The 12,102-nt window shown below is 73.8% G+C and carries 11 protein-coding genes; 3 read left to right on the forward strand and 8 right to left on the reverse strand.

Annotation, left to right across the window (positions count from 1 at the left end):
- Positions 1-30: 30 nt before the first annotated feature.
- From E4N63_RS05395 to E4N63_RS05425, 7 genes are all read right to left on the reverse strand, one after another.
- Positions 31-834 carry an ABC transporter ATP-binding protein gene (locus E4N63_RS05395; RefSeq protein ID WP_230240084.1) on the reverse strand — a complete coding sequence of 268 codons (804 nt, stop codon included), beginning with the start codon at positions 832-834 and terminating at the stop codon, positions 31-33.
- Positions 827-1,765 (reverse strand): ABC transporter permease, encoded by a 939-nt coding sequence (locus E4N63_RS05400; protein ID WP_230240085.1) that lies wholly within the window; start codon positions 1,763-1,765, stop codon positions 827-829. The genes E4N63_RS05395 and E4N63_RS05400 overlap by 8 nt, the downstream gene beginning before the upstream one ends.
- A 118-nt stretch (positions 1,766-1,883) precedes the next feature.
- Positions 1,884-2,765, reverse strand: coding sequence for a glycosyltransferase family 2 protein (locus E4N63_RS05405; protein WP_125625434.1), 882 nt, complete (start codon positions 2,763-2,765; stop codon positions 1,884-1,886).
- Positions 2,766-2,776: 11 nt separating this feature from the next.
- Complete coding sequence (locus tag E4N63_RS05410) at positions 2,777-3,556, reverse strand: CDP-alcohol phosphatidyltransferase family protein (protein WP_125625426.1); 780 nt, start codon at positions 3,554-3,556, stop codon at positions 2,777-2,779.
- Positions 3,534-4,595, reverse strand: coding sequence for an iron-containing alcohol dehydrogenase family protein (locus tag E4N63_RS05415; RefSeq protein WP_019710766.1), 1,062 nt, complete (start codon positions 4,593-4,595; stop codon positions 3,534-3,536). The genes E4N63_RS05410 and E4N63_RS05415 overlap by 23 nt, the downstream gene beginning before the upstream one ends.
- Positions 4,583-5,335 (reverse strand): sugar phosphate nucleotidyltransferase, encoded by a 753-nt coding sequence (locus E4N63_RS05420; RefSeq protein WP_125625427.1) that lies wholly within the window; start codon positions 5,333-5,335, stop codon positions 4,583-4,585. Before E4N63_RS05420 ends, E4N63_RS05415 begins: the two co-directional genes overlap by 13 nt.
- Positions 5,332-7,170 (reverse strand): DUF5941 domain-containing protein, encoded by a 1,839-nt coding sequence (locus tag E4N63_RS05425; RefSeq protein WP_230242358.1) that lies wholly within the window; start codon positions 7,168-7,170, stop codon positions 5,332-5,334. The genes E4N63_RS05420 and E4N63_RS05425 overlap by 4 nt, the downstream gene beginning before the upstream one ends.
- Before the next feature lie 440 nt (positions 7,171-7,610).
- Here E4N63_RS05425 and E4N63_RS05430 point away from each other — a divergent pair, with 440 nt between their 5' ends.
- Positions 7,611-8,555, forward strand: coding sequence for a cation diffusion facilitator family transporter (locus tag E4N63_RS05430; protein WP_230240086.1), 945 nt, complete (start codon positions 7,611-7,613; stop codon positions 8,553-8,555).
- Positions 8,556-8,773: 218 nt separating this feature from the next.
- Positions 8,774-9,400, forward strand: a complete 627-nt coding sequence (idi, locus tag E4N63_RS05435) for an isopentenyl-diphosphate Delta-isomerase (RefSeq protein ID WP_125625430.1) — start codon at positions 8,774-8,776, stop codon at positions 9,398-9,400.
- 179 nt (positions 9,401-9,579) lie between these two features.
- Here idi and E4N63_RS05440 read toward each other — a convergent pair whose 3' ends face one another.
- Positions 9,580-9,993, reverse strand: coding sequence for an ATP-binding protein (locus E4N63_RS05440; RefSeq protein WP_308188651.1), 414 nt, complete (start codon positions 9,991-9,993; stop codon positions 9,580-9,582).
- Positions 9,994-11,233: 1,240 nt separating this feature from the next.
- Between E4N63_RS05440 and E4N63_RS05445 the strand changes: the two genes are divergently transcribed.
- Complete coding sequence (locus E4N63_RS05445) at positions 11,234-12,061, forward strand: enoyl-CoA hydratase/isomerase family protein (protein ID WP_268270972.1); 828 nt, start codon at positions 11,234-11,236, stop codon at positions 12,059-12,061.
- Positions 12,062-12,102 lie beyond the last annotated feature (41 nt).

Consider the following 12,102-nt stretch of genomic DNA (forward strand, 5'->3'; position numbering starts at 1 on the left):
GTGGTGCGCGGGCGGGCGCGGTGTGCCGGGCTACTTCCCGGACTCCTTCTCGTACGCCTTGATCACCTCGTCGGTCGGCCCGTCCATGACGAGCTCGCCCCGCTCCAGCCACAGCACCCGCTCGCAGGTGTCCCGGATGGACTTGTTGTTGTGGCTGACCAGGAAGACCGTGCCGGCCTCCTTGCGCAGCTCGCGGATGCGGGCCTCGGAGCGCTTCTGGAACTTGCGGTCACCGGTGGCCAGCGCCTCGTCGATCATCAGGACATCGTGGTCCTTGGCCGCGGCGATGGAGAAGCGCAGCCGGGCCGCCATGCCGGAGGAGTACGTGCGCATCGGAAGGGTGATGAAGTCGCCCTTCTCGTTGATCCCGGAGAAGTCGACGATGTCCTGGTAGCGCGTGCGGATCTGCTCGCGGGACATGCCCATCGCCAGGCCGCCGAGGATGACGTTCCGCTCCCCGGTGAGGTCGTTCATGAGGGCCGCGTTGACGCCCAGCAGGGAGGGCTGGCCGTCGGTGTAGACCTTGCCGCGCTCGGCGGGCAGCAGCCCGGCCACGGCCTTCAGCAGGGTGGACTTGCCGGAGCCGTTGGAGCCGATCAGGCCGATGGCCTCGCCGCGGTAGGCGACGAAGGAGACGCCCCGTACGGCGTGGACCTCCCGCATCCCGGCCGGGGCCTTGCGGCGGATCAGCCGGTTGAGGGCGGCGGTGGCGCTGCCCTTGCCGCGCGGGCCGCCGTTGACCCGGTAGACGATGTGGAGGTCGTCGGCGATGACGGTGGGGACGCGCTGTGCGGGGGCGCCGCCGGCGTGGGTCTCGCTCTGCTGCTCAGCCACGGCCGTAACGCTCCTCAGCCTTCCAGAAGTAGATGAAACCGCCGATGCCGGCGAACAGCGCCCAGCCGAGGGCCAGGGCCCAGACGTGGTTGGGCAGGTACTCGTTGCCATAGCCGTCGATCAGCGCGAACCGCATCAGGTCCATGTAGACGGCGGCGGGGTTGGCGAGCATAACCTCGGCCAGCCAGCCGGGGGCGTGGGCCTTGGAGAGCATGTAGTCCAACGGGAACATCACACCGGACGCGTACATCCAGGTCCGGGTGACGAAGGGCATCAGCTGGGCAAGATCCGGGGTCTTGGCGCCCAGCCTGGCCATGGCCATGGCCAGGCCGGAGTTGAAGACGAACTGCAGAGCGAGGGCCGGCAGCACCAGGAACCACGACAGCCGTGGATAGTGCCCGAAGGCAGCCAGCACGAGGACCAGGACGATCATGGAGAACATCAGCTGCTGGAGCTGCTGGAGCGAGAAGGAGATCGGAAGCGAGGCCCGGGGGAAGTGCAGCGCCCGCACCAGCCCGAGGTTCCCGGAGATCGACCGCACTCCCGCCATCACCGAGCTCTGGGTGAAGGTGAAGACGAAGACACCGGTTACGAGGAACGGGACATAGACATCGTGATCCATGCCTCCGCGCGCACCCAGCAACAACCCAAAGATCAGGAAATACACGCCCGCGTTCAGCAGCGGTGTCGCCACCTGCCAGATCTGGCCCAGCTTCGCCTGGCTGTACTGGGCGGTCAGCTTGGCCTGCGAGAAGGCGAGGATGAAGTGGCGCCGCCCCCACAGCTGCCGGACGTAACTCAGCAAGGAGGGCCGGGCCCCGCTCACCGTCAGGCCGTACTTGGCGGCGAGCTCGGCCGGGGACAGGCCGTCGTCGGGGGAAGGCGGGGCGCTCACCGCGACCGCACCTTTGTGCGATGTCGTCTCACTCACAAGTGGAAACTTTCGCTCTCTAGATACGCAGCCAGAAGGAACAACGCAGCCATGTGGGGCCGGCCCCGGCTCGGCCCGGTCCCCGGGATACGTCCGATGCTCTCAGGGGTAGAGCTTGTCAGATGATGGGAGGCCGGCCCAGTCGGGTCAGGCGCCATACCGTACGCCACTTCATGGGACGGCGCGGTCCGCAGGGTGACCGCCAGCCCTCGGCGAAGCCCCCGAACCAGGCGCGCAGGGCCGGGCCGGACGGGCGGCGCACCAGGGTGAGCAGCAGCCACACCCCCAGGTACAGCGGTACGAGCGGCAGCGGAAGGTTGCGGCGGGCCAGCCAGACCCGGTTGCGGGCCACCATGCGGTGATAGACCGCGTGCCGGCTGGGGGCCGTGGTGGGGTGGAAGAGCACCAGGTCGGACCGGTAGTCGATCATCCACCCAGCGTCCAGGGCCCGCCAGGCGAGGTCGGTTTCCTCGTGGGCGTAGAAGAAGTCGTCCGGCAGCCCGCCGACCTGCTGGAAGACGGCCGTGCGGACCGCGTTGGCCCCGCCCAGGAAGGTGGTCACCCGGGAGGAGCGCATCGGGTCGGAGGCGCGCAGCCGGGGGACGTGGCGGCGCTGGGTGACCCCGGTGTCGGGGTCGGCGATCCGGAAGCTGACGATGCCCAGCTCCGGGTCGGCGGCGAACGCCTGCCGGCAGAGTTCGGCGGTGTCGGTGTTCGGCAGCAGGCCGTCGTCGTCGAGGAAGAGCAGGACGTCGACGTCGCGGCCGCCGGGCCCGAAGGCCTCGATGCCGACATTGCGCCCGGCGGGGATGCCGACGTTCTCGGGCAGCTCGATGGTCCTGACGGTCAGATCGGGCACCATCAGCTCGGGCAGCGGCGAGCCGTTGCCCACGACCACGACCTCGATCGGGTCGCCGTCCTGCTTGGCGACCGAGTCGAGGAGCGCGCGCAGCTCCTCGGGGCGGTTGCCCATGGTGAGGACCACCGCCCCGAGCCTCATCGCGGGGGCGCTCACTTCAGCCTGCTGGAGGCCAGGACGGACACGAGGTGGAGCAGCGTCTGCAGCATCGCGATGCCGGCCAGGACGGCGACCCCGAGCCGGGAGAAGAACAGGTCGTCCCGGACCGCGTCGAGGACCGCCAGCAGCAGGATCAGCAGGGATGCCTCGACGCCGAGCACGAGCCGGTGGAACTTGAGCGCCGCGGCCGCCCGGCGGGCCATCGCCACACCGGACGAGCGCGGCTCGGACGCCGCCTCCTTGACGGGCGGCAGCCCGCCCTGGTGGCGGGCGACGCCGACGAGGTCCGTCTCGGCCTTGATCAGGACGGCGCCGAGGGCGGCCAGGGTGCCGAGGAACGCCCACAGCCAGTCGATGCGCCCCTCGCCCCACAGGTCGGCGGCGCGCATCCCGAAGCCGACGAGCACCGCGGCGTCGCACAGATAGGCACCGACCCGGTCGAGGTAGACCCCGCCGAGGGAGAACTGCTTCTTCCAGCGGGCCACCTCGCCGTCGACGCAGTCCAGCAGCAGGTAGAGCTGGACCGCCAGCACGCCGAGCACGGCACCGGTGATCCCCGGCACCAGCAGGGCCGGGGCGGCGAGGACGCCGAAGACGGTCATCACGTAGGTCAGCTGGTTGGGCGTGACCCGCGTGTTCACCAGGTGCCGGTCCACACGCAGCGAGAGTTCGCGCATGTAGAGCCGGCCGGCCCAGTGCTCGCCGCTCCGCCGGTCCTTCACGCCCGGGGGGTGAACGACCGGGCGGAGTTCAGCTACTGATGGCTTTGGCATAGTCGGCGTAAGCGTCCCTGATCTGGTCGGTGGAGAGGTTCCGGTGCTCCAGGATCGTGTAGCGCCCGGGGCGGGTCTTGGGCGCGAACTCCACGGCCTTGACGAACTCCTCGTCGGTGAAGCCGATCTCGCCGGGGAGCACCGGCAGACCGTGCCGCCGCAGCACCTCGACCATGTGCGCGGACTGCTCGCGGGCGCCGCGCAGATGCATCGCGAAGGCGGCGCCGAGCCCGCACTGCTCGCCGTGGGCGGCGGCGCGCTTGGGGTAGAGCAGGTCGAGTGCGTGGTTGATCTCGTGGCAGGCGCCGGAGGCGGGCCGGCTGTCGCCGGCGACCGACATGGAGATGCCGGTCATGACCAGGCCCTCGGCGAGCACGGTGAGGAAGTCGTCGTCCCCGCAGCCGCCGGGGTGGCGCAGCACCGCCTCGCCGGACTGCCGGGCCATGGCGGCGGCCAGGCCGTCGATCTGCTCGCCGGTCTCCCGGTGGGACAGCTCCCAGTCGGCGACGGCGGAGATGTTGGAGATGACGTCGCCGACGCCGGAGCGGACGAAGCGGATCGGGGCCTCGCGGATCACATCGAGGTCGATGACGATCGCGATGGGGTTGGGCACCCCGTAGGAGCCGCGGCCCGCGTCGTTGTCGAGGGTGGCGACCGGCGAGCAGAGACCGTCGTGCGAGAGGTTCGTCGCGACGGCGACCAGCGGGAGGCCGATCCGCGCCGCGGCGAACTTCGCACAGTCGATGATCTTGCCGCCGCCCATGCCGACGACCGCGTCGTAGTGGCCGGACTTCATGGCGTCGGCCAGCTTGATCGCCTCGTCGAGGGTGCCGCCGCCGACCTCGAACCAGGCCGCTCCCGGCAGCGCCGGCGCGAACCGCTCGCGCAGCGCCGCCCCGGAGCCGCCGCTGATCGCGATGGCCAGCTTGCCGGAGGCGGAGATCCGCTGGTCGACGAGGAGCCCCGCCAGGTCGTCCAGTGCGCCGGCGCTGATGTCGACGACGACCGGGGACGGAATGAGACGGGTCAGTACCGGCACGCGATCTCCCGTCCACGGGCGAGGTCGTCGTGGTTGTCGATCTCGACCCACTGGACATCGCCGATCGGGGCGACGTCGATCTTGAAGCCGCGGTTGACCAGCTCCTGGTAGCCGTCCTCGTAGTAGAGGTCGGGGTCCTTCTCGAAGGTGGTCTTCAGCGCGTCGGCCAGCTCGGCGGCGGCCTCGGCCTCGATCAGGGTGACGCCGATGTACTCGCCGGTGGCCTCGGCGGGCTCCATGAGCTTGGTGATGCGCCGGACGCCCTTCTCGGGGTCCGTGATGACCTTCATCTCCTCGTCGGCGAGGTTCTTCACCGTGTCGAGGGCGAGGATGATCTTCTGCCCCTGACCGCGGGCGGCGAGCAGGGTCTTCTCGACGGAGACGGGGTGCACGGTGTCGCCGTTGGCAAGGATCACGCCCTGGCTGAGGACGTCACGGGCGCACCAGAGGGAGTAGGCGTTGTTCCACTCCTCGGCCTTGTCGTTGTCGATCAGGGTGATCTTGAGGCCGTACTTCTTCTCCAGGGCCTCCCGGCGCTCGTACACGGCCTCCTTGCGGTAGCCGACGACGATGGCGACCTCGGTCAGGCCGACCTCGGCGAAGTTGCCCAGGGCGATGTCGAGGACGGTGGTCGCCTCGGGGTTGTCCGCGGGGCCCACCGGCACCAGAGCCTTGGGCAGGGTGTCGGTGTAGGGGCGCAGACGCCGTCCGGCGCCGGCTGCCAGCACGAGGCCGATCATGCGGGTTCTCCTGTTTCGTCGTGTACGGCGGGTGCTCCGGAGGAGACCCAGAAGCGGATGCTCTCGATGAGCACCGCGAGCGCGATGACCGCGGCCAGGGCGGTCATCGCGATGGTGAAACCTGTGGCGGGGAGGAGGGCGGCGGCGGCCGTGACCGCGAGGACCCGTCCTTCCTGTCCCCCGACCGCCCGTACCAGCCAGGCCGGCGGGGCGCCGGTGCCGCCGCGGATGCGGTACACCGTGTCGTAATGATGATAGGCGGCGGCCGCCACCAGCCCGAACGCCGCGGGCAGGGCGCCGTCCGTCTCCGCGCGGGCCGCCAGCACCAGGATGGTGCCGTACTCGGCCGTGCGGAAGAGCGGGGGGACGAGCCAGTCGAGGGGGCCGGTGAGCGGACGGGCGACGGCGAGGCCGGACAGGGCCGCGTAGCCGAGGGCCGCGACGGCCGGCCAGGGGCCGCCGGACGGGGTGAGGGAGGCCGTGAGCAGGATCAGCGCCGTGGCGAGCAGGGCCGCGGCGGGCGCGCCGAGGAGGGCGGGCAGCGTGCGGGCCGGGGCCCGCAGGGCGCGGGCGGCGGCCTCGGCGAGCGGTCCCGAGTCGGCGAGGTCGGCCAGGGCCCGCCCGGCGCGGACGGTGCGGGGGCCGCGGCGGGCGAGGGAGCGCAGCAGCCGTCCGGCGGTGGTGTAGCAGGCGGCGAGCGCGCAGCCGATGAGCAGGACGGTGAAGACGGTGCGGGGGGTGGTGAGCGCCGTCAGGACGGCGATCAGCGCCCAGCGCTCCCCGATGGGCAGCACGATCATGCGGCGGACCCAGACGGTCCAGCCGACGCTGTCGAGCCTGCCGGAGAGCGCGGCGGCGGGGCTGGCGTTGCCGGGTGCGTCGTGGTCCGCCTCGTTGAAGGCGAAGTCGACGACGTGCCGCACGGTCTGCAGGATCATCGCCGCCAGCGCGAGGGCCCAGACGTCGTCACCGCCCCGGGCCGCGCCGAGCGCCAGGCCCGCGTAGAAGGCGTACTCCTTGGCCCGGTCGAAGGTGGCGTCGAGCCAGGCGCCGAGCGTGGAGTACTGGAGCGAGTAGCGGGCGAGCTGGCCGTCGGTGCAGTCGAGGACGAAGGAGAAGAGGAGCAGCAGCCCGGCGGCGGCGAAGCCGGGGCGGGTGCCCGTCGCGGCGCAGCCGGCGGCGATCAGCGCGGTGACCAGCGAGGCGGTGGTGACCTGGTTCGGCGTGAGGCCGCGGCGGGCGCACCAGCGGGCGAGATAACGGGAGTAGGGGCTGACGAAGAAGGTCGTGAAGAAGCCGTCGCGGGCCTTCACGGCGGTGCGCAGCCGCACCTGCTCGTCGTCGGTCTCCGCGAGGGCGGCGAGGGCCTGTTCTCGTTCCCCGGGGCCTTCGGGCACGGTGGCGGTCAGCACGCCGAGTTCGGGCCGGTGGACCTGTTCCCCGGCGGCGGCGAGGGCGGCGGCGGCCGCGTCGGGGACGGAACCGGCCGTCGCCCGGGGGACGGCGCCCTCCCCGGCGGGGGGCGCGGCCGGCCCGGCCGCGGGCGCGGCGAGGGCGCGCAGCAGGGCCGCGCGGGCGGCGGGCTGTGCCGTGACGGCGCCGGGGACCGCGGCGGCCGGGAAGCGGGGGTCGGTCAGCGCCAGCCGCAGCGCGTGCCGGTGGGCGACGAGGCGGGTGTCCACCACGGCCACGCGCTCCCCGGCGGGGACGGCGCCGACCCGGGCGGCCAGGTCGCCGTCGTCCGCCGCCGTGACCACGGTGAAGCCCAGCGCGCGGAGGTCACTCGGCAGTTGCTCCCCGGCGACCGGTGGACCGGTGAGGATGGCGGTCGACAGACGAACTCACTCCTTGGCAACTGGCATGACCGGGGCGCGGCACACGGGGGCCGCGGGCAGGCTCCACCCGGCTTCTCACCGTGGGTGGCACGTCGGCAGAGGCTATCCGATCGGCGGAAGCCGCCGTTCATCGGCCGTTTACCCGTGGCCGGACGGGGGCAGGCACTTCCGGCCATCCCGGCCATCCCGGTCATACGAAGCCTCCCGGGCTGCCGGAGCCGCGGGCGCCTCCGGCCCGGCCCGGCCCCGGCTCTCCTCCCGGGCCGGGGACACCGGGCGCGGCATCCCGTCCGCCGGCCGGAGCCGCGGGCGCGAACGCGCAGGCCGGGGACGATGACAACGGTGTTCGGTGCCATGTTTGCGGATACCCCCGGCCCGTAGTTCACTGGCCGGGCGGCACGGCGGGCACGGCCGCCGGCGCGCGGACGGAGGGCGGTTCGATGGGGGCAGGACACGGCCACGGGCCGGTCGGCGGTGCCTCGCCGGCCCGTACGGGCACCGCCGCCGCGGCGCACCGGGGCCGGCTGCGCATCGCCCTCGGGCTGACCCTGACGGTGTTGTTCGCCCAGCTGGCGGGCGGGCTGATCACCGGCTCCCTCGCCCTGCTGGCGGACGCCGGGCACATGGCCACGGACGTCGTCGGGCTCGCCATGGCGCTGCTGGCCATCCGCTTCGCCAACCGCCCGGCGAGCGAGCAGCGCACCTTCGGCTACGCGCGCGCCGAGATCCTCGCCGCGCTCGCCAACTGCCTGCTGCTGTTCGGGGTCGGCGGCTTCGTGCTGTACGAGGGCGTGGAGCGGCTGTTCCGGCCCACCGCGGTGGAGGGCGGACTCGCCGCCGTGTTCGGCGGGATCGGCCTGGTGGCGAACGTCATCTCGCTGCTGGTGCTGATGCGCGGGCAGCGCGAGAGCCTCAACGTCCGGGGGGCCTTCCTGGAGGTGCTGGCGGACACCCTGGGCTCCGTCGCCGTGATCGTCTCGGCCCTGGTGATCACCGTCACGGGGTGGCAGCGGGCGGACGCGGTGGCCTCCCTCGTGATCGGCCTCATGGTGGTGCCGCGCGCGTGGAAGCTGCTGCGTGAGGCGGTGGACGTGCTGCTGGAGGCGGCACCGCGCCATGTGGACATGGCTTCGGTGCGGAAGCACATGCTCGCCCAGCCGGGCGTGGAGGACGTGCACGACCTGCATGTGTGGACGATCACCTCGGGGCTGCCGGTGCTGTCGGCGCACGTGGTGGTCAGCCCGGAGGTGCTGGACGCGCTGGGCTACGAGAAGCTCCTGCACGAGCTGCAGGGCTGCCTGGACCGGCACTTCGACGTGGAGCACTGCACCTTCCAGCTGGAGCCGGGCGGGCACGCGGAGCACGAGGCGGGCCTGTGCCACTGAGGCCGCCGCGCCGGGCTCCCCCCGTCTTCTCCGCGTCGCGTCCGCCTCTCCTCGTTCCGTCCGCCCGGGGCGGGACCGGCACACGCCGGGATACCCCGTCAAGAGGTGGCAAGTGGCCCTTTTGGGCATCATTCGGGTGTACCTCCGGATACCCGGCGAAGCGGGCCGCCCGGTCCGTACGGCAGACTGGTTCGTCGTAGCCGAACCGAAGGATGGCCATGCCGACCACACCAGCCACGACGGCTGAGACCCGCTCCCAGCACCCCGCCGGGGAAGCGGGACCGGTGCCGGGGGGCACCGCTGAACCGATCATGCTCGAACTGGTCGACGAGAGCGGCGTGACCACCGGCACCGCGGAGAAGCTCTCCGCGCATCTGCCGCCCGGACGGCTGCACCGGGCCTTCTCGGTCTTCCTCTTCGACTCCGCGGGGCGGCTGCTCATCCAGCAGCGGGCGCTGGGCAAGTACCACTCCCCCGGTGTGTGGTCCAACACCTGCTGCGGACACCCGTATCCCGGCGAGGCGCCCTTCGCGGCGGCCGCCCGGCGCACCGCCGAGGAGCTGGGGGTCTCCCCGTCGCTGCTGTGCGCGGCGGGCACGGTCCGCTACAACCACCCGGATCCCGCCTCGGGCCTGGTGGAGCAGGAGTTCAACCATCTCTTCGTCGGCCTGGTCCAGGACGAGCTGCGGCCGGACCCGGAGGAGGTCGGCGAGACGGCTTTCGTCACCGCCGCCGAACTGGAACGGCTGCACCGGGAGCGGACGTTCTCGGCCTGGTTTCCGACCGTTCTCGACACCGTGCGCCCGGCCGTCCGCGAGCTGACCGGGCCGTCGGCCGGCTGGTAGGACCGCCGGCAGGATCCTCCCGCCGCCCCGGGGCCGCCCGGGGGCGGTGGCCGGCGGGCTCCGCGGACGGAGCGGGCCCGGCCGGGGCGCCTCTCCTCGCGGGCCCGTCCCGGTGTGGGCCCGTGGCGGCCGTGGGGCCGTACCGCCTCCCGGGGGCCCGGGCGGGCCGGAGGCGCCGCTCACCCGCCGGGCGCGCCGTACCCCTTCCCTCCGGGGCCGCCGCTCAGCGGCAGCCTGACCCACACCGTCTTGCCGCCGCTCGCGGTCCGGTCGACGGCCCAGACGCCGCCCGCTTCACGGGTGAGCGCCGTGACGAGCAGCAGCCCGCGCCCACCCGTGCCGAGCCGGCCGGGGTCCAGGGCCGCCGGCCGGTAGGGGTGATCGTCCTCGACGGCCACTCTGATCCAGCCCGCACCGGCGGAGACCTCGATCCCGATCTCCGGGGTCAGCAGGGCCGCGTGCCGCGCGGCGTTGGCGACCAACTCGGTGACGACCAGCAGCACGGTGTCCATCAGCTCACCGCGTACGGGCACCGCGCGGCGCACCAGCAGATCGCGGACCGCGGACCGGGCCCGGGGCGCCGCGGAGTCCATGCACGGTGCGGTGAACCGCCAGGCCCCCGCGTACGGGGGCTCCTCCTGCCCCTTCCCGGGCGGTGCGGGGGGCTCTCGCGGTGCGGGGGGCTCCCGTCCCGCTTCCGTCTCCCCCGGTCCGCTTTCTCCCGGGCGGCGTTCCCCGGGGACGGGGGCTGCGCCGGGCCGCGAGGCGGAGGGCGACTCCCGGGCCCGCTGGTGCTCCGGCCCTCCGAAGGGCTGTCCGGGCTGCGGCCCGGGCTGCCCGGCGCGTCCGCCGGGGCGCTCGTACGGTGCCTCGAAGCCACCCGGACCGGGAGTCGTCTCCGGGGGCCGCCCGTGCTGCCGCGCGGAGAACTGCCCTGGCGCCAAGGGGACTTGGTAGCCCGGGCCCTCGGGGTGCCCCGGGCCCTCGGGGTGCCCCGGGCCCTCGGGTGCCCCGGGTGCTCCCCGGTGGCCGCCGCCGGCGCCCGCCGGAGACCGCCTCCGCGGCCGTGGGCCGGGAACGGGGGCGCGCACCGGGATGCGGGTGGGGGCCGGGAGTCCGCGGACCGAGCGGCTCCGGCGGCTTCGGCGGCTCTCCCGTCCACGGGGCCCGGGCGGCTCCGGCGGTACGGCCGGCGCGGGCGGTGCCACCGGGACGGGGTCCGTCGGCCCGGGCGGCGCAGGCGGTCCGGGCGGTACCACCGGCCGGGGCGGCCCGGCCGGTTCCGGCGGCAGGGCCGGGCCGGGCGGGCGCTGCGGGCGGTCCTGTCCGGCCGGTGGCTCCCGTCCCGGTTCCGGCCGCGGTGGCGCGGGGACGGGCCGTCCGCCACCGGTCGCCCGTCGGCGGTCCGGGCCCGGTCCGGTGGTCCGTCCCCCAGCTCTCCATCTGCCCGCCCCTCCGGTTCGGAGAGCTCCTCCCGCCCCGCGGTCGTGCCGGGGCAGCCGGGCACATCCGCGTCGCGGCTGCTTCGCTCCCGGACCGATGCTGGCAACGGAACGGTCGAATCCGGTCTGCTGCCCGGAAGTGTGCGCCGATCGACAAGTTCTGAGCGTTCCCGTCCGCCGTCGCCGTTCCCGGCGACCACCCCGGTGCCCCCGCCATCCGGGCCTCCGGGGCACAGCAGAGCGTTCATGCCGTTGTCGGTGGGGTTGACGAGGTTCCTGATACCGGCGAGGCGGGAGATGAGCGCCACGGCCGGCGGCCCCTGCCGCCCGACGCCGTCCGGCTCGCCCACCTCCCCGTCCCCGGTCCGAGGGCCCGGATAGCATCCGGCGCATGGCGCTCTCCCCCTCCGCCGGTTCCGCCGCGGGCACCGGCCCCGCGGTCCCCGCCGGCACCCTGCTGTGCGATGTCCGCGACGGCGTCGCGACCGTCACCATCCACCACCCGGCGAAGCGCAACGCGATGACCGCCGCCATGTGGCGCGAGCTGCCCGTGCTGCTGGAACGGCTCGCGGCCGACGCCTCCGTACGGGTCCTGGTGCTCACCGGCTCCGGCGGCACCTTCTGCGCGGGCGCCGACATCGCCGAGTTGAGCGGCGCCCGGGACGAGGACGGGGACGGGGAGCCCGGCGGCGGGCCGCAGAGCCTGGCCGTGGCCGCCGAGGAGGCGCTGGCCGCCTTCCCCAAGCCGGCGCTCGCCGCCGTCCGCGGCTACTGCGTGGGCGGCGGCTGCCAGCTCGCCGCGGCCTGTGACCTGCGCTTCGCCGCCGAGGGGTCCTCCTTCGGCGTCACCCCCGCCAGGCTCGGCATCGTCTACCCGGCGACGGCCACCCGCCGCCTCGCCGGACTGGTCGGCCCGGCCACCGCAAAGTTCCTGCTGTTCTCCGCCGAGCTGATCGACGCCGACCGCGCCCTGCGCACGGGCCTGGTGGACGAACTCCTGCCGCCGGAGGAACTGGACGGGCGGGTCGCGGAGTTCGCCCGGACCCTCGCCTCCCGGTCGCTGCTGACCCAGGCCGCCGCCAAGGAGTTCGCCAACGGCGGCGCCGGGCCGGAGCGGGTGGCCCACTGGGCGGAGCAGGCACGCGGGAGCGGCGACACCGCCGAGGGCGTCAGCGCCTTCCTGGAGCGCCGCCCGCCGCGCTTCACCTGGGCGGGCTGAGCACCGGCGGCCGCCGGGCACCCGTGCGCGCCGAGCAGCCG

The sequence above is a fragment of the Streptomyces sp. MNU89 genome, from assembly GCF_020982505.1.
GTDB lineage: Bacteria > Actinomycetota > Actinomycetes > Streptomycetales > Streptomycetaceae > Streptomyces > Streptomyces xinghaiensis.